At 33.8% G+C, this 16,608-nt stretch carries 20 protein-coding genes; 2 read left to right on the forward strand and 18 right to left on the reverse strand.

The genetic code is table 11. The features are described 5' to 3' along the window. Positions 1–49: 49 nt before the first annotated feature. From trpA to ACWA1F_RS18895, 12 genes are all read right to left on the reverse strand, one after another. Positions 50–811 carry a tryptophan synthase subunit alpha gene (trpA, locus tag ACWA1F_RS18840; RefSeq protein ID WP_456895904.1) on the reverse strand — a complete coding sequence of 254 codons (762 nt, stop codon included), beginning with the start codon at positions 809–811 and terminating at the stop codon, positions 50–52. A 181-nt stretch (positions 812–992) separates the two neighbouring features. Beyond that, the gene (locus ACWA1F_RS18845; RefSeq protein WP_456895906.1) at positions 993–1,730 is read right to left on the reverse strand and encodes a carbon-nitrogen hydrolase family protein; all 738 of its coding nucleotides are present in this window, start codon (positions 1,728–1,730) and stop codon (positions 993–995) included. Positions 1,731–1,736: 6 nt separating this feature from the next. Then, on the reverse strand, positions 1,737–2,057 hold the full coding sequence (locus tag ACWA1F_RS18850; RefSeq protein WP_306156033.1) for a gamma-glutamylcyclotransferase family protein: 321 nt from the start codon (positions 2,055–2,057) through the stop codon (positions 1,737–1,739). 83 nt (positions 2,058–2,140) lie between these two features. Next, a complete protein-coding gene (trpB, locus tag ACWA1F_RS18855) occupies positions 2,141–3,322 on the reverse strand; it encodes a tryptophan synthase subunit beta (RefSeq protein WP_456895908.1) in 1,182 nt (393 codons plus the stop codon). Between the two features lie 11 nt (positions 3,323–3,333). Beyond that, positions 3,334–3,966 (reverse strand): phosphoribosylanthranilate isomerase, encoded by a 633-nt coding sequence (locus tag ACWA1F_RS18860; RefSeq protein WP_456895909.1) that lies wholly within the window; start codon positions 3,964–3,966, stop codon positions 3,334–3,336. 104 nt (positions 3,967–4,070) lie between these two features. Next, entirely contained in the window at positions 4,071–4,853 is a 783-nt protein-coding gene (gene trpC / locus ACWA1F_RS18865; protein WP_456895911.1) for an indole-3-glycerol phosphate synthase TrpC, read from the reverse strand. A 73-nt stretch (positions 4,854–4,926) separates the two neighbouring features. Beyond that, complete coding sequence (gene trpD / locus ACWA1F_RS18870) at positions 4,927–5,919, reverse strand: anthranilate phosphoribosyltransferase (RefSeq protein ID WP_456895913.1); 993 nt, start codon at positions 5,917–5,919, stop codon at positions 4,927–4,929. 83 nt (positions 5,920–6,002) lie between these two features. Then, a complete protein-coding gene (locus ACWA1F_RS18875) occupies positions 6,003–6,410 on the reverse strand; it encodes a GNAT family N-acetyltransferase (protein ID WP_456895915.1) in 408 nt (135 codons plus the stop codon). Between the two features lie 106 nt (positions 6,411–6,516). After that, positions 6,517–7,083 (reverse strand): anthranilate synthase component II, encoded by a 567-nt coding sequence (locus ACWA1F_RS18880; protein ID WP_294787397.1) that lies wholly within the window; start codon positions 7,081–7,083, stop codon positions 6,517–6,519. A gap of 77 nt (positions 7,084–7,160) precedes the next feature. Then, complete coding sequence (locus ACWA1F_RS18885) at positions 7,161–7,604, reverse strand: hypothetical protein (protein WP_456895918.1); 444 nt, start codon at positions 7,602–7,604, stop codon at positions 7,161–7,163. A gap of 99 nt (positions 7,605–7,703) precedes the next feature. Continuing rightward, on the reverse strand, positions 7,704–9,104 hold the full coding sequence (locus tag ACWA1F_RS18890) for an anthranilate synthase component I family protein (protein WP_306156025.1): 1,401 nt from the start codon (positions 9,102–9,104) through the stop codon (positions 7,704–7,706). Between the two features lie 297 nt (positions 9,105–9,401). Next, complete coding sequence (locus ACWA1F_RS18895; protein WP_456895920.1) at positions 9,402–10,682, reverse strand: hypothetical protein; 1,281 nt, start codon at positions 10,680–10,682, stop codon at positions 9,402–9,404. A gap of 229 nt (positions 10,683–10,911) precedes the next feature. Between ACWA1F_RS18895 and ACWA1F_RS18900 the strand changes: the two genes are divergently transcribed. Further along, positions 10,912–11,148, forward strand: a complete 237-nt coding sequence (locus ACWA1F_RS18900; protein ID WP_306156023.1) for a hypothetical protein — start codon at positions 10,912–10,914, stop codon at positions 11,146–11,148. Further along, positions 11,139–11,372 (forward strand): type II toxin-antitoxin system RelE/ParE family toxin, encoded by a 234-nt coding sequence (locus ACWA1F_RS18905; RefSeq protein ID WP_456895922.1) that lies wholly within the window; start codon positions 11,139–11,141, stop codon positions 11,370–11,372. The genes ACWA1F_RS18900 and ACWA1F_RS18905 overlap by 10 nt, the downstream gene beginning before the upstream one ends. Positions 11,373–11,532: 160 nt before the next feature. On the opposite strand, the gene ACWA1F_RS18910 is transcribed toward ACWA1F_RS18905, so the two are convergent. The 6 genes from ACWA1F_RS18910 to ACWA1F_RS18935 form a co-directional block, all read right to left on the reverse strand. After that, complete coding sequence (locus ACWA1F_RS18910) at positions 11,533–12,099, reverse strand: YceI family protein (protein WP_306156021.1); 567 nt, start codon at positions 12,097–12,099, stop codon at positions 11,533–11,535. Positions 12,100–12,138: 39 nt separating this feature from the next. Next, positions 12,139–12,771 carry an NAD(P)H-dependent oxidoreductase gene (locus tag ACWA1F_RS18915; protein WP_306156020.1) on the reverse strand — a complete coding sequence of 211 codons (633 nt, stop codon included), beginning with the start codon at positions 12,769–12,771 and terminating at the stop codon, positions 12,139–12,141. A gap of 10 nt (positions 12,772–12,781) precedes the next feature. Next, complete coding sequence (locus ACWA1F_RS18920) at positions 12,782–13,240, reverse strand: MarR family winged helix-turn-helix transcriptional regulator (RefSeq protein WP_456896283.1); 459 nt, start codon at positions 13,238–13,240, stop codon at positions 12,782–12,784. Between the two features lie 286 nt (positions 13,241–13,526). Further along, positions 13,527–15,104: a glycerol-3-phosphate dehydrogenase/oxidase gene (locus tag ACWA1F_RS18925; RefSeq protein WP_456895924.1), complete on the reverse strand. Its 1,578-nt coding sequence runs from the start codon at positions 15,102–15,104 to the stop codon at positions 13,527–13,529. 328 nt (positions 15,105–15,432) lie between these two features. Then, positions 15,433–15,909, reverse strand: coding sequence for a DUF6691 family protein (locus tag ACWA1F_RS18930; protein WP_456895926.1), 477 nt, complete (start codon positions 15,907–15,909; stop codon positions 15,433–15,435). A gap of 10 nt (positions 15,910–15,919) precedes the next feature. Next, positions 15,920–16,483: a YeeE/YedE family protein gene (locus ACWA1F_RS18935; RefSeq protein ID WP_456896285.1), complete on the reverse strand. Its 564-nt coding sequence runs from the start codon at positions 16,481–16,483 to the stop codon at positions 15,920–15,922. Positions 16,484–16,608: the final 125 nt, after the last annotated feature.

A 16,608-nucleotide genomic window follows, 5' to 3' on the forward strand; every position in this document is an offset into this window, starting at 1 on the left:
AAAATAGGAGTACTATAAGATATTTTAAAAATCTCATCTTTAAAATAAATTATCGAATCCCTCCAACAAATTCCTCAATTTTTCCACTTCCGCTTTCGCTTAAATGTTTAATAAAAGCACTTCCAATAATAGCGCCTTTCGCATATTTTGTTGCCTGATTAAAAGTCTCTTGGTTAGAAATTCCGAAACCTACTATTTGTGGGTTTTTCAAATTCATATCGGCAATTCTTTCAAAATACGTTTCTTGAGTATCACCAAATCCAGATTGAGAACCCGTAACGCTTGCAGAACTTACCATATAAATAAATCCATTTGAAACGCTGTCGATAAAACGAATTCTTTCTTCAGAAGTTTGAGGCGTAATTAAAAACACATTAATTAAACCGTATTTTTCAAAAATCGCTTTGTATTCGTCTGCGTAAACGTCAACAGGAAGATCTGGAATAATTAAACCGTCAATTCCGATTTCGGCGCATTTCTGGCAGAAAGCTTCAACTCCATATTGCAGCATCGGATTAAAATATCCCATGATAATCAACGGAATTTTAACGCTTTCGCGAATGTTCTTCAGCTGATCGAATAGAATTTGAGTTGTCATTCCGTTATGAAGTGCCGCTGTCGAACTCGCCTGAATCGTAGGTCCGTCTGCTAAAGGATCACTAAATGGAAGGCCGATTTCGATTAAATCAACTCCATTTTTTTCCAAATCCTGAATAATCTGCACCGTATCATTTAAGTTGGGATATCCGGCAGAAAAATAAATAGAAAGTATCTTTTTATCTTCTTGTAATTTTTGAGTTATTCTGTTCATTTTACTGTATTTTTTATTCCTGCAAGGTTTTCAAAACCTTGTAGGTATGTTTATGTTTTTCTTATCGATAAATTTTATTTCACGCAGATTTAAAAAGATTTAAGCTGATTCGCACAGATTTTTTTAATTTTAATCTGCAATGATCTGCCATCTCGATAGCTATCGGGAGCATGAAACAATTTTAAAATTTTACGATTCGGCTTTCCCAATCATCGTCTTGTTTTTCAACAAGCAATAATCCAGAATCAGAATCATTCATTTGGGCAACTAATTCTCCTTTGTTATTCCAAAAAGCGCTTTGTCCTGCAGATGGTGATCCCCAAGATTCACCGCTGAAATTGGACATCATAATATTCATTTTATGTTTTTCGGCATAGCTTTTTAGATCTCTGTACGCATTCGGAATTCCGTTTGGCGAAAAGAAAATACTGGCAATATAAATATCGGTATCTCTTTTCTTTGCATTTTCAGGATGCAGCGGATTGTCAATATCAGCACAAATAGCCAAAGAAATCTTTTGGTCTTCTATTTCAATCATCGGATTATAATCAAAAGAAGATTCGAAAAATTCATCTTCTCCCTCATGTAAAAATTGTTTCGTGTAAATAGAAACCGAATCATCTGGAGCAATGACAAATTCGCCAATAAACATTTTCGAATCTATCTTAATTGGAGCTCCAGCTATAATGACGATGTTATATCTAGTCGACAGCTCCTTTAAATGATCAATTCTATAATCGTCTTCTGTAAAAACCAATTCTTCAGCATTTTCTCTTTCGTAACCCGTAATAGATAATTCTGGAAATGCAATTAAATTAGCCCCGTTTTCAACAGCCAATTCAATAAGCTGATAATGATTTAATAAATTAGAAGATATATCTCCGCGTTTTGGTTTGGTCTGCGCTGCTGCTAAAATCATCTTTTATTATTTGTTTTCGGTATAAACCCAAGCCGTTTTTCCAGATTTTAGTTTCACCTGAACTCTTTTGTATGAATTAGATTCAAATTGGTCAACTTTTAACATTTCAGAACTCGACACTTCAAAAACAACTCCATGTATAATATCTTCAAGATTATCACTTGGCACTGCAACAACATAATCTGCCATTCCAAATTCTTCTTCAATTTGTAAACTTTTAAGTTTAAAGCCCAGAATCTGATCTGGAGATCCACTTAAAACTTTATTGAAAATCTGCATTTGAATTTGTTTTGATCTTAATGTTCCGTATGAGAATAATAGTTCCATAATAATTATATTTCCCGTTAATTTTTAGCATTTAGAATAAATCTCAGATCGCCGAAGCGCTAACACCAAAAGTATAACTTTTATTACAATTTAAAATACTCAATGTAATTATCTAAATCTTTGTCGCCACGACCAGAAAGACTAATTACGACAACATCTGTCGGCTTAAACTTTTTCTGATCTAAAACCGCAAATGCATGTGCACTTTCTATAGCTGGAATAATTCCTTCTAATTTAGTTAACTGCAGACCAGCATTCATCGCATCATCATCGGTAACAGAGAAAAATTCTCCGCGTCCAGTTTGCGCCAAATGCGCATGTAAAGGTCCAACTCCTGGATAATCTAATCCGGCAGAAATAGAATACGGTTCTGTAATCTGTCCGTCCGGAGTTTGCATTAAAAGAGTTTTACAACCGTGAATAACACCAACTTTCCCTAATTTACTAGTTGCGGCGCTATGTCCTGAGTCAACACCTTTTCCTGCTGCTTCAACCGCAATAATTCCAACTTCTGGTTCGTGCAAAAAGTGATAATAAGTTCCCGCAGCGTTACTTCCTCCGCCAATACAAGCTACTACATAATCAGGATTTTCACGCCCTTCTTTTTCTTTTAATTGCCATTTTATTTCTTCTGAAATAATGCTTTGAAAACGCGTAACCATATCTGGATAAGGATGTGGTCCAATTGCAGATCCGATAATATAATGCGTATCAACAGGATTATTAATCCAGTCGCGAATGGCTTCGTTTGTGGCATCTTTCAAAGTTTTTGAACCCGAAAGTGCAGGACGAACTTCTGCGCCTAACATTTTCATACGTGCCACGTTTGGTGCCTGACGCGCAATGTCGATTTCACCCATGTATACAATACACTCAATTCCCATTAAAGCACAAACTGTTGCAGTTGCTACGCCATGCTGTCCAGCACCTGTTTCAGCAATAATTCTTTTTTTACCAAGACGTTTTGCTAGCAGAATCTGTCCTATAGTATTGTTGACTTTGTGCGCTCCGGTATGGTTCAAGTCTTCTCTTTTCAAGTAAACTTTGGTATTGTATTTTTCAGATAAGCGCTTCGCAAAATACAGCGGACTAGGGCGTCCTACGTAATCTTTTAATAACTGATTGAACTCTGCTTTAAAATCAGGTTCGTCCATTATGCTTAGATATTTTTGGCGTAATTCTTCTACATTTGGGTATAGCATTTCTGGAATGAAAGCTCCTCCAAATTCTCCGTAATATCCTTTTTCGTTAACGTTAAAACTCATTTTTTTAAATTTTAAAAGTTGGCAACATCAAATTTGCGTTTGAAATTGCTTAATAGATTTCTATTTTTTAGCCCTGGTTCGATTTCAAATTTACTGTTTACATCAATAGCGTAAATAGGCAATTTTGTTTTTGAAATTTCTTCAATGGCTTTTAATTCATTCATTCCGATTCCGCCGCTCAAAAAGAAAGGTTTTTTCGAATTGTATTTTTTTAATATTGTCCAGTCGAAAGTGGTTCCGTTTCCGCCAGGCAGTTTTCCTTTTGTGTCAAACAGAAAATAATCGCAAACATTTTCAAAAGGTTTAATAACTTCAAAATCAAAATTTTCATCTGCAGAAAAGACTTTGATAATTTCAATTTTCTTTGAAAGTTTTTCTTTTAAGGCTGAACAGAATTCAACTGATTCTTCTCCATGTAACTGAACGGCTTGTAAATTGTATTTTTCGACTTTTTCCAGAATTTCTTCCAAACTCTGATTGACAAAAACACCAACTTTTTTGATGGTTTTGATCAGTTCGGGAACATTCCCATTGCAATATCTAGCGGATTTTTCCCAGAAAATAAATCCCATATAATCGGGTAGGAGTGCGCCTACCTCAAGGATGTTTTCTGGATTTTTCATGCCGCATATTTTAAGTTTCATTGTTGTGTGTTTTTTAACGCAAAGTGCGCTAAGATTTATGTTAATTTTTCCGCCACGAATTCACGAATCTCTTTTAATTAATTCGTGAATTCGTGGCTATTTTTTTACTTAAGCTGATTTATAAATTCAGTTGCAGCTTCTCCTGCGTTGTCGGTTTTCATGAAGTTCTCTCCAATTAAGAAACCTTTGTAACCGTAAGGTTTTAGTTCTTGAATGGCTTCTACTGATGAAATTCCGCTTTCTGAGACTTTTACAAATTCGTTTGGAATCTGCGATGCTAATTCTTTACTGAAATCTAAGCTCACTTCAAACGTTTTTAAATTTCTGTTATTCACACCAATCATATCTAAAGTTGGCATAATCGATTTTTCTAATTCTTCCTGATTATGAACTTCCAATAAAACCTCTAAATCTAATTTTTTAGCAAACTCAGATAAAGATTTAATTTCTTCTCTGGTCAAAACCGCTGCGATTAGCAAAATTAAATCAGCTCCGTGTGCTTTGGCTTCCAGAATCTGATATTCGTCTACAATAAATTCTTTTCGCAAAAGCGGAATATTTACAGACGCTCTTGCTAAAAGTAAATCGTCAAGCGAACCTCCAAAATATTTTCCGTCGGTTAAAACCGAGATTCCACACGCGCCAGCATTTTCGTAACCTTTTACGACTTCTTCAACTGTAAAATTATTATTGATAATTGATTTTGAAGGAGAACGACGTTTGTGTTCGGCGATAATTCCAGAATTGCTTTCTCTTAATTTTTGACTAAGAGAAATGGTTTGTTTTCCAAAAAAGACAGAAGTCTCCAACTGTGAAATCGGAATAATCGATTTCTTCAGAATCACTTCTCGTTTTTTGTCTATTATTATTTTATCTAAAATGTTCATTGTTGTTGTTTTGCCACAAAGTCACAAAGACGCAAAGTTTATTCGTGATAATTCGTGAAATTTGTGTTTAATTTTATTTACTCAATTCTTGTAATGTTTGTAATGCCTTTAATCCTTTTCCAGACAATAAACTTTCTTTTGCTAATTCAAAACCTTCTTGCGGAGAACATTTTGTAACGGTTGAAATCGCCATTGCAGCATTGGCACAAACGACATTATTCTGCGCTTCATTCCCTTTTCCTGAAATGATATTCGTGAAAATTTCAGCCGATTCTTCAATAGTTTTTCCGCCTTCAATTTCGGTTTGAGATAAAAGATTAACACCAAAATCTTCTGGATTCAACATTCCTTCCATATGGTTAGAAATTGTTTTGGTTGGTCCTGTCAGTGAAATTTCATCATATCCGTCAAGCGAATGCAGGATGGTAAAATTCACATCGGTATTTTGATATAAATAGGCATACATTCTCGCCAATTCTAAGTTAAAAACTCCAACCAATTGATTTTGTGGGAATGCGGGATTTACCATTGGTCCCAACATATTAAAGAAGGTTTTTACCGCCAACTCTTTTCTGATTGGTCCGACATTTTTCATTGCTGGGTGAAATAGGGGAGCATGCAGAACGCAGATTCCCGCTTTGTCCATACATTTTTCTAAAAATGAAGGATCGTTGCTAAATTTAATTCCCATTTTTTCCATCACGTTGCTTGATCCAGAAATAGAAGAAACCCCGTAATTTCCGTGTTTTGCCACTTTTATTCCCGCTCCAGCAGAAACAAAAGAAGCCAAAGTTGAAATGTTGAACGTATCTTTTCCGTCACCGCCTGTTCCGCACAAATCTATCGTGTTGTAAGCTGATAAATCTACTCTTACGCAAAGGTCTAATAAAGCTTCGCGAAAACCCGAAAGTTCTTCAATTGTAATGCTTCGCATCATAAAAACAGTCAAAAATGCCGAAATCTGACTCGGATTATACTGACCGCTTGAAATATTAATCAAAACGTTTTTTGCTTCTTCTTTAGAAAGCACTTCGTGGTTGATTAATTTATTTAATATTGTTTTCATTTTTTTTATTCTAAGGTTCTAAGGTGCTGAGATGCTAAGGTTCTAAGTTTTTTTGACTGTAAACTGTAACTGAATACTATTTCTTAATGTTCGTTACCGTGATAAATCCACATCGGCTCTGTTTTTCCTGCTCGTTCAAATCCGTTTTTTTTATAAAAATCAACGGAGCGTCCGTCTGCCGTAAGCATCTGCATGTGAAAGCGACGATATTTTTCCTGCATTTTATCCAAAATCATCTTTCCAATTCCTTTTCCTTGGTACTCAGGAAGCACCAATAAATGCGGATAATAAACGGTTAAAAATCCATCTGAAATTGCATTTCCAAGTCCGACCAATTTTTCTCCTTCCCATGCTGTTATTAAGGTTTCAGAATTCAAAAGCCCATTATACAACTCATTTGGTTTACTGGCAGAACTCCATTCATTTGCTTTATACAAAACTAAAATGTCTTCAATTTTGATTTCTCTGGTTTCAAGAATTGATATTTCCATTTTTTTAAGGTTCTAAGTTGCTAAGGTTCTAGGGTGCTAAGTTTTTGTTTTAGTTGTGTTAGGTTTCGCGTTCCAACAACTTGAAACTTGAAACCTGAAACAAAATTTAACTCTTAATCCAATTCTCTAAAATTCTTTTTCCGTTTGGTGTTAAAACACTTTCTGGGTGAAACTGAACGCCTCTTACGTCATAATTTTTGTGACGTAAAGACATGATTTGGCCATTTTCATCTACCGAAGTTGCTTCTAAATCTTCAGGTAAATTTGCATCAACAACCCAAGAATGGTATCTTCCTACTTCAAATTCGTTTCCTAAACCTTCAAACAAAATTTCGTCAGAAACTACAGTTTTTACATTTGTAGCTACACCGTGATATACCTTATCAAGATTCGAAAGCGTTCCGCCAAAAACTTCTCCAATTGCTTGCTGTCCTAAACAAACTCCAAGAATACTTTTCGTCGGACTGTATTTTTCGATTACTGCTTTTAATAAGCCCGCTTCATCTGGAATTCCAGGTCCTGGAGAAAGTAAAATTTTCTCAAAAGAAGCAATTTCATCAATATCAAATTCGTCGTTTCTGTAAACCGTTACTTCACAGTTTAAATCTTCTAGATAGTGTACTAAATTGTAAGTGAAACTATCGTAATTGTCTATAACTAGTATTTTTTTCATTTTTTTTTAAGGTTCTGAGCTGCTAAGCTTCTAAGGTTCTAAGTTTTTGACTATGACTTAAAATGCAACTAAATTTTTTATTTCTCTCGAACGTACTTTTCAGTAATAATTCGGTCTATTCCTAATTTTTCTAATTTTTCTACTCCCTTTTGAATTAAGGTATCATTTTGAACTTTTACCACAAACTCAAATTTTCCATTTTCCCAATCACGATTATTAAAATATTCCAGATTTTCAGTATAAATGCTGTCTTTCAATGTATATTTTCCACCTCCAGCAAAATATAGCGCTGTTGTAGAATCTTTGCCGTTTTTTAAATCATGGTTCATAAAAGCAAAATGAGTGCTGTTTATAACTTTAATCATTTTGGTGTTTTTATTGAATGTAGAAAAAGTCGAATCTTTCTCAGTTGTTTCTGCCGATATAAGTCGCCAGGTTCCTTCAATCGGATTCTGTTTTTTTTCTGAATTGCAAGAACTCATACTAATGATTAAAACTAAAATGAATACTACTTTTTTCATGATCTTTTGTGGTTTTTTTTATGGTTGTTTTTTGATTTGTTTTAAGTTTCAGGATTCACGCTTAAAAAAACTGAACACTTCGAGACTGAACACTGAACACTAAATTTTCTCTGCCATTTCAAGCGCTGTATTCAGAGCTCGTAATTTATTATAAACTTCTTGCATTTCACTTTCTTCGTCAGAACTTGCTACGATTCCAGCTCCAGCTTGACAATGCAATTGATGATTTTTAGAAAGGAAAGTTCTAATCATAATCGCATGGTTAAAGTTTCCGTCAAAATCCATCACGCCGATTGCACCTCCATAAAAATTACGATTTGTTTTTTCGCATTCTTCAATTAACTGCATTGCTCTGTGTTTTGGCGCTCCGCTCAAAGTTCCTGCTGGAAAAGTATCGGCTACAACTTGCATAGTAGTTGCTTTGTCGTGCAAATGCCCCGTAACTTTTGAAACCAAGTGAATTACGTGAGAGAAAAACTGAACTTCTCTGTATTTTTCTACATTTACATCATGTCCGTTTCGGCTTAAATCATTTCTGGCTAAGTCAACTAGCATAACGTGTTCGCTGTTTTCTTTTTTATCTTCAGAAAGTTCTTTTGCTAAAAGCGCATCGCGTTCGTCATTTCCTGTTCTTTTAAAAGTTCCAGCGATTGGGTGAATTTCGGCTTTTCTGTTTTTAACGATAATTTGTGCTTCTGGCGAAGAACCAAATATTTTAAAATCGCCGTAATCAAAGAAGAATAAATAAGGTGAAGGATTGATGCTTCTTAAAGCTCTGTACACATTAAATTCGTCTCCTTTAAAACCTTGAGTAAATCGGCGAGAAAGAACCAATTGAAAAACATCTCCGCGGTAACAATGTTTTTTGGCTAAAGCCACATTTGCTTTAAACTCTTCATCTGTTAAATTTGAAAAACCTTCTCCTTCTTTAGAAAATTTATATGAAGCGATATTTCTGGATTGCAACAATTGCTCAATTTCTGCAATATTGTTTTTATTATCTACGCTGTGGCAGAAAATATAAGCTTCGTTTTTAAAGTGATTAATAGCAATAATGTTTTGATAAACGGCATAAAAAACATCTGGAATAGAAGTCGCATTATCTTTTTTGGCAATTGAAACTTTCTCGAAATAACGAACAGCATCATAAGAAATGTAGCCGAACAAACCGTTGTTAATGAATTTAAAATCGTTTTTCTCCGATTGAAACTGACTTGAAAATTCCTGAATGACTTGGGGAATATTTGTTGAAGAATCGATTGTGATTTTTTCTGAAGTTCCGTCTGGAAAAGTTTTAGAGATAACCTCATTTTCAATTTTGATTGTAGCAATCGGGTTGCAGCAGATGTAAGAGAAACTGTTGTCATTTCCATGATAATCGCTACTTTCTAGCAATAAACTGTTTGGGAATTTATCTCTGATTTTGAAATAAATGCTCACAGGCGTAACGGTATCTGCCAGAATTTGTTTGTAATGTGTATTAAGAATAAAAGGTTTCAAAATATATAGTTTTATGTTGTTCGTTAATGTGTTTCAGTTTTGATCAAAAAAAAGGGCTTGTCGTGATGACAAGCCCTTTAAATTTTTATAGTTTTTACAATACCATAGGAAGCTTCGTTCACGACGTCTGACGTAAATTCTTCCACCACCAAATATTGTTCATTGTTGTTTTCATATCTTATTTTGATGTCACAAAGATATAAATGTAATTTGAATTAGAGTATATAAAATTTGAAAAAAAACTTTTCGATTCTGTGAAATTTGTTAAATTTTAATCGAAAGTGTTTTTGCAATTCTTTAATTTCCAATTGCTAACGTGTTGTTTACATTTAATCTAAAATCTGGATTTCCTTTAATACTTGGAAGAGCAAATAACTCTGTAAGTTTCATTTTAGTATATTCTATTCCAAAAGCAGGATTGCTGTAATAGCTTTTTATACCAGGAATATTGCTTCCAGATTCGCTTTCAATTTCACCTTGACAGTTGTTTGCCACGACATTTTTAAAAGTAATTTTAGATAAATTAGCTTCTCCATTTCCGATATTTCCTTCCAATAAAATAAAAGGCGCAAATCCTGAAACGACACTGTTAGTTAAATTAAAAAAAGTGTTTTCTTTAATGTGAGCCGATTCTCTTACTAAGCCCTGATTGTTTTCTTCCAAATTGACCAATGTAATATTGTTTGCGTTTATTTTGGTCATTTTTTTCGTCATATCAGTTGTTGCAACTTTTTCGTATGAATCAACTTCAAAACATCTTGAACCCGAAATATCCGATGAAAATGGGTGACGAATTGCGATACTATTGCTAATGTTTATTTGAGCACCTTGAGTAAAATCAAAATCATCATCGGTTGTTCTGTAAGAAATTAGATTGCTCAAATTTAAATCGCCTCCATAACATTCGAAAGAATCATCATTTGAAAAACTGATTTGTACATTGCTCACCTGAGTTTTTCTACCAACTCCTGCTAGAGAAAGTCCGTTTAACTCTTTAGAAGCACTTAATTTTCTTCCAGCATATTCGATACGAACATATTTCATAACCCCAGAATTATCTTCAGGATCCTGACCTCCATAATGATTTAAAGTTGGATCTAAATCAAAAGGCAAAGTGTTGATGCCTCCAAGAGAATTAATAGGTGCTTTTCCTAAAATAATGATTCCGCCCCAATCGCCAGGTTTTCTGTTGTTTTTTTCATTTTCTGACGTAAACACAATTGGATCAGTTTCTAAACCTTCAGCCATAATTTTTGCTCCGTTTGTAATGACAAGAGTTCCGCAGGTTTTATCGTCTCCGCGAATTACAGTTCCAGGTTCGATAGTTAAGGTTGCATTGTTAGTAACATACACAACGCCAACTAAATGGTAAACACTGCGCTTTACTAATCGTGTATCTTTATCAATTGTTCCGGCAATTATATTGGTTGCTTCATCGTATTCATTTATCGCTGGTTTAAAGTTCGTCCAGTTATTCATCCAGTTTGTTGCACCAACGATTCCTTTTTGCTGTTGTTGAGCTTGTGCGAAAAAGCTGATAATGAAGATAATAGATGCAATACGTAATTTTGTTTTCATAACTATGATTTTAATTTCTAGTTTGTGATTTTTTTTAATTGTCCCAAAATTAGAAGCCGTATGTTAATCAAAGCCCCGATACTTATTACGAAAGCGTTATTATAATATTAAGAATGTTAAGATTGTGGAAAGTTTAAGGTTAGAAGTTCTGAATATTCAGTACCTGTTAAATAGTTAGAATTAAATCTTGATATTCAGATAATTTGTAACTTTGAAAAAAATAGTAAAAATGGACTTAGATACTAGAAAAATAATTTTCATAAAAGAGTTTTTAAAGCTTGAGAGCGAGAAAGCTATTTTACAGTTTGAAAAATTGTTGCGTAAAGAAAATGAAAAAGAGTCTAAATTAAATCCTATGTCTATTTCTGAATTTCAAAAAAGAATTGACCTTTCTTTGCAAGATTCTAAAAATGGTCATGTGACTGAGGTTCATGATTTAATTACAGAAATTGAAAAATGGGATTAAAAATATTTTGGACAGATTTTGCGAAGAAGGAATTACGGAATATTTTTGATTATTATAAAAGGGAAGCTAGTTTAAATGTCGCGAGAAATCTTGTGTCAGGAATTACAAAAGAAACTGTCAAATTAATTTCACATTCGGAAATTGGTCAAGAAGAAGAACTTTTAATAAATAATCCGAACGGAATACGTTATTTAATATACAAAAACTATAAAATTATTTATTGAATTAATGTGGAGAAAAACACTATCGAAATTTTGGACGTATTTGATACCAGACAAAATCCCGAGAAAATTTATAGAAATAAATAATTTTAAAAAAACAAAACCCCAACAGTTTTACACCGTTGGGGTTTATTGTATTTCTGAATTTAGTAAGCCTGAAATATTAGAATTTTAAAGCAACAGCTAATTCAAATTCATCGTTGATAGTTTTATCTCCTAAACCGTCGAAGAAGCTACCTGAACCGTATTTAATATCGTATTTAGTTCTGTCAACTTTGAAAGCAGTTGTAGCAGTGTTTCCTTTTACAGTGATGTCAAAAGATACTGGTTTAGTGATTCCTTTGATAGTTAAATCTGCAGTTACAGAATAAACGTCAGCAGATTTTGCATTAACAGTTTTGAAAACTAATTTTGAAGTTGGGAATTTGTCAGTTCCGAAGAAATCGTCAGCTTTTAAGTGACCGTTTAATTTTCCTTGGTATTCTCCAGTTAAATCTGTAGCAGTTAATGAAGTCATGTCAACTGTAAAGCTACCTCCAGCTAATTTTTTTCCTTTGAAAACTACAGCACCTTCTTTGAAGTTTACAGTTCCAGAGTGCTCCCCAGTTACTTTTTTACCTACCCATTTAATAGTAGATGCTTTTACGTCGATTTTTTTAGTTTGTGCGTTTACTGAGATTCCAGCTGCTGCTACGAATAATGCTATTGCAATTGTTTTTAAATTTTTCATGTTGTTTAAAATTAAAATTTGAATTTGATTAATAAATAATTATATAGTGATAAATAATTCCTCGTGTGATTTTCTAACTTTTTTGCTATGTTGAGATTTGTCGTCTTCGTGTCTGTATCCTACAGTAGCGATAACTGAAGCATTTAGCCCTAATTTATCAAAACCTAAAATTTCATTGAATTGAGCTGCGTTGAAACCTTCCATTGGAGTAGCGTCAATTTTTAATTCTGCAGCTGCGTTTAATAAGTTTCCTAAAGCTAAATAAGTTTGTTTTGCAGTCCAGATGTGTTTAGCATCTTCAGATAAATTTGCAATTACATTTTTCATCATGTCGCTAAATCCGCCTAAAGCATCTGTAGGAACACCTCTTACTTCGCTGATGTTGCTGATGTATTTATCAACAGAACCTGCATCTAGGTTTAAATCATTTGCAAAAATGAATAATTGAGAAGCATCTGTAATTTGAGTTTGTCCCCAAGCGGCAGCTTTTAATTGCTCTCTAATTTCTGGATTTTCCACAATAACAACTTTGTAAGGTTGTAATCCGTATGAAGAAGCACTTAATCTAACAGCCTCTTTCAGTGTATTTAAATCAGCATCTGATATCTTTTTTGAAGCATCAAATTGTTTGGTTGCATATCTCCAATTTTGATTTTCTAAGAAATTGCTCATAGTATTTATTTTATTTGTTGGTTCTAAATTTTTCTAATAATTGGTTTAAGAAAACCAGTTCGTCTGGTTTCAAATTTTTAGCAAATGTGTTTTCATGCGCATCTACTTTCGGATCTAATTCTTTTAAGACGTCTAATCCTTTTTGTGTGATTAAGACTTCTATTTTTCTTCGGTTATCTGGACAAACATTTCGGGTTACAAATTCTTTTAATAATAATTTGTCTACCAATCGAGTTGTGTTGCTCGTCTTCGCAAGCATACGCTCTTGTATTACGCACATATTGGCAGGTTTACCTTTTTGTCCTCTTAATATACGCAACACATTATATTGTTCACCAGATAAATCATACGGTTTAAGCAACTCGTTGAAATGATCCTGAACCACATTTTGTGTGTACATGATATTCAGAATAACTTTTTTCGCATTATCCATCTTAACCGTACTCTTAATAACCTCTTCAATTGTCATAGTCGTAAGTGTATAATTTGTATATACAAATGTATAACAATTAATAGTTGTATATACAAGTGTCATGTTAAATTTTTGTTAATACAAATGAATTCGTTTTAGTATGAACTAAAATATAGCTTTTAAACAATAAAATTAAAATAATTTTTTAATATAACGTATTGATATATTGATAATTAATGTTTTTTTAAACTAAAGACAAATCTTTGATTAAAACTAGCCTGAAATTATTTTTTGTAAGATGATTTAAGGTAAAAGATACTCAAAATCAGCGAGTTTTAATGGTTTATTGAAACTCATACAGAAGGAAACCTTTAGAAATTTGTCTGAAATTTGCAATTTCTTGAATAATCCACGCTTCATCGTAACCTAATTCTTTAGCAATTAATCGTGCGGTTTTTTCAGAAACTTCAATCGCAGCTCTGGCATCTAAAAATAATAAACGAACACGTCGCGCTAAAATATCATCAACAGTTCTGGCCATTTCGTAGCGAATTGCCCAAACAACTTCTGCTAATGTAAATTCATAGTTAGGGTGTAGTCTTTCCTTTAATTCAGGTTCGTTTTCCATTAATTCCATTATTTTCGGAATATCAGTACCATATATATAAAGGTGATTTTCTCTATCGAAAGAATTAGTTGGCTGGTTTCCATGAATGGAAAGATGTTCTGTGCGACATTCTTTTTTAGACAACTTACCCGTTTTGATTGCTTTATCAATAATATCTTCAGCAATTTTTCTATAAGTAGTCCACTTTCCGCCTGTAATGGTAATCAAGCCCGTTTCTGAAACGATAATTTTATGGCTTCTAGAAACTTCTTTGGTGCTTTTTCCTTCTTCCTCAGGAGCAGCCAACGGACGTAATCCTGCAAAAACAGATAATACGTCAGTTCTTGTTGGTTTCTTCGCTAGGAATCTTTGGGCGGTTTCCAAAACAAATTGAATTTCGCTTTCTAAAGCAATTGGCTCTAAACTTTGTTTTTTAATTAAAGTATCAGTTGTTCCCACCACAATATGATTGTGCCACGGAACAGCAAATAAAACTCTCCCGTCTTTTGTTTTGGGAATCATCAAAGCATTTTCGCCAGGAAGAAAAGATTTATCAAACACTAAATGTATTCCCTGACTCGGAACTATATATTTTTTATAAACCGTATCATTAAGTTTCATAATCGCATTGGTGAAAACTCCAGTAGCATTTACAATAGCAGAAGCTTTCAAATCGTATTTGATGCCAGTTTCCTGATCGACAGCTTGAACACCAATAATCTGATTTTTTTCGCCTTTTACTAAATGGACAACTTTTATATAATTTAAAACACAAGCGCCATTTTCTAAAGCAGTTTGAGCCATATTTATTGCTAAACGAGAATCATCAAATTGCCCGTCATGATAAATAACGCCATTTGCTAATCCGTTTTCTTCTACGTTCGGAAGCAATTCAATAGTTCTTTTTTTCGAAAGATATTTGGAGCTTCCTAAACTCAAACGCCCCGACAATAAATCGTAAATTTTTAATCCGAAAGTATAGAAATAACCGCCAAACCAATGGTAATTCGGAATTACAAAAGACTGGTTTTTGACCAAATGATTGGCATTTTGAGCCAGCAAACCTCTTTCTTTTAATGCTTCTCGAACTAAATGGATATTGCCTTGTTCCAAATAACGAACCCCGCCGTGAACCAATTTGGTGCTTCTGCTTGAAGTTCCTTTTGCAAAATCAACTGCTTCTAATAAAAGCGTTTTATAACCGCGACTCGCAGCATCGATTGCAGTTCCGAGACCACTTGCGCCTCCGCCAATTATGATTACGTCCCATTTGTCGGTATTTTGTAATTGTGAGAGCTGTTCAGAACGGATCATATATTTAGTTTGCTTGTTTGGGAAATGTTGAAAGCAAACTTAACAAAACGAAATTAAAAATTGATGAAGAATATTCCATAGGAATATCTCATCGGTAAAAAAAAATATGTCGCATTGAATTGTGTCCTGTAGGGACACCTGATTTTTATGTAAATTAATCAAACGAACGTAATAATTGTAATCGAATCTAATTCTACCGATGAGACATTCCTACGGAATGAAGTAAGTGTTTAATGCACAAAGTTCGCAAAGCTTTGTCAAAAAAACTTTGCGAACTTTGCGTTATCTTAGCGTGCTTTGCGTTTAAATCAACGTATTGTAAGACATCTTAATGAGGTAGTTTGTCCTTAATTAATCCATAAAACCAAGTTCCAGCAATGGCACTTAATAAAGTGACAACAATAACCGTTGCTCCAGTTCCAATTTGAGCGAAAAGCGGTCCAGGACAAGCTCCAGTAATTGCCCATCCAAAACCGAATAGTAAACCTCCATAGATTTGTCCTTTGTTGAAAGTCTTAGGCTGAATTTCTATTTTTTCTCCATCAAGGGTTTTGATGTTGAATTTTTTAATCAATTGTACCGAAATTAATCCAACAAAAACGGCACATCCGATAACGCCATACATGTGAAAAGATTCCAAGTTAAACATTTCCTGAATTCTAAACCAGCTGATGATTTCGGCTTTTACGAATACAATTCCGAAAAAAATGCCAACGATTAAATATTTTAGGTTTGCGAATGCATTTTCTTTTTTCTGGCTTGCATTTATTCCTTCGCCATCGATATTTTTATTTTCTAAACTCATTTTTGAAATTTTAAAGTGAAAGAATATAAGGTAAAATCAAAAGTGCCATTACAAAACCGCCAATCATAAAACAGATTGTAGCAACAAGAGAAGGCCATTGTAAATTTGATAATCCCATAATCGCATGACCGCTCGTACATCCACCAGCATATCGAGTTCCGAAACCAACAAGAAATCCGCCTACAACGATCATGATAAATCCGCGAAGCGTTAGTAAACTTTCCCAAGAAAATAATTGTGACGGAACCAAACCGCTATGATCTGTGATTCCATAAGTCGCTAATTTCTCAGATAATTCAGGAGCAATTTCAACTGGATTTGGATTCGTAAGAAAATAAGCAGCAATAAAACCGCCAATGAAAATCCCGAAAACAAAGAATAAATTCCAGCTTTCTTTTTTCCAGTCGTATTTAAAAAACGAAATATTGGCAGGAATGCAAGCCGCACAAATGTGACGAAGCGACGAACTAATCCCAAAAGATTTATTTCCGATAATTAATAAAATTGGAACAGTCAATCCAATCAACGGCCCCGCAACATACCACGGCCAAGGTTCTTTAATGATTTCTAATATACTCATAATTAAAATTTTTTTTTTCAAAACCATATAAGTGATATAAGTAATTTTAAGCTGATGTGTAGAATTCTTATATGATCTAGTTAATATAAGCGATTGAAATTACGCCCCAACTAAAATGA

This window comes from Flavobacterium erigeronis (assembly GCF_054075165.1).

Excerpts from the sequence above, each read along its gene's own strand:
- trpC (WP_456895911.1), bottom strand. The coding sequence starts at position 4,853 with ATGAACATTTTAGATAAAATAATAATAGACAAAAAACGAGAAGTGATT.
- ACWA1F_RS18875 (WP_456895915.1), bottom strand. The coding sequence starts at position 6,410 with ATGGAAATATCAATTCTTGAAACCAGAGAAATCAAAATTGAAGACATT.
- ACWA1F_RS18900 (WP_306156023.1), top strand. The coding sequence starts at position 10,912 with ATGGACTTAGATACTAGAAAAATAATTTTCATAAAAGAGTTTTTAAAG.
- ACWA1F_RS18925 (WP_456895924.1), bottom strand. The coding sequence starts at position 15,104 with ATGATCCGTTCTGAACAGCTCTCACAATTACAAAATACCGACAAATGG.
- ACWA1F_RS18880 (WP_294787397.1), bottom strand. The coding sequence starts at position 7,083 with ATGAAAAAAATACTAGTTATAGACAATTACGATAGTTTCACTTACAAT.
- trpA (WP_456895904.1), bottom strand. The coding sequence starts at position 811 with ATGAACAGAATAACTCAAAAATTACAAGAAGATAAAAAGATACTTTCT.
- ACWA1F_RS18930 (WP_456895926.1), bottom strand. The coding sequence starts at position 15,909 with ATGAGTTTAGAAAATAAAAATATCGATGGCGAAGGAATAAATGCAAGC.
- ACWA1F_RS18895 (WP_456895920.1), bottom strand. The coding sequence starts at position 10,682 with ATGAAAACAAAATTACGTATTGCATCTATTATCTTCATTATCAGCTTT.
- ACWA1F_RS18885 (WP_456895918.1), bottom strand. The coding sequence starts at position 7,604 with ATGAAAAAAGTAGTATTCATTTTAGTTTTAATCATTAGTATGAGTTCT.
- ACWA1F_RS18915 (WP_306156020.1), bottom strand. The coding sequence starts at position 12,771 with ATGAGCAATTTCTTAGAAAATCAAAATTGGAGATATGCAACCAAACAA.
- trpB (WP_456895908.1), bottom strand. The coding sequence starts at position 3,322 with ATGAGTTTTAACGTTAACGAAAAAGGATATTACGGAGAATTTGGAGGA.
- trpD (WP_456895913.1), bottom strand. The coding sequence starts at position 5,919 with ATGAAAACAATATTAAATAAATTAATCAACCACGAAGTGCTTTCTAAA.
- ACWA1F_RS18905 (WP_456895922.1), top strand. The coding sequence starts at position 11,139 with ATGGGATTAAAAATATTTTGGACAGATTTTGCGAAGAAGGAATTACGG.
- ACWA1F_RS18860 (WP_456895909.1), bottom strand. The coding sequence starts at position 3,966 with ATGAAACTTAAAATATGCGGCATGAAAAATCCAGAAAACATCCTTGAG.
- ACWA1F_RS18920 (WP_456896283.1), bottom strand. The coding sequence starts at position 13,240 with ATGACAATTGAAGAGGTTATTAAGAGTACGGTTAAGATGGATAATGCG.
- ACWA1F_RS18845 (WP_456895906.1), bottom strand. The coding sequence starts at position 1,730 with ATGATTTTAGCAGCAGCGCAGACCAAACCAAAACGCGGAGATATATCT.
- ACWA1F_RS18910 (WP_306156021.1), bottom strand. The coding sequence starts at position 12,099 with ATGAAAAATTTAAAAACAATTGCAATAGCATTATTCGTAGCAGCAGCT.
- ACWA1F_RS18850 (WP_306156033.1), bottom strand. The coding sequence starts at position 2,057 with ATGGAACTATTATTCTCATACGGAACATTAAGATCAAAACAAATTCAA.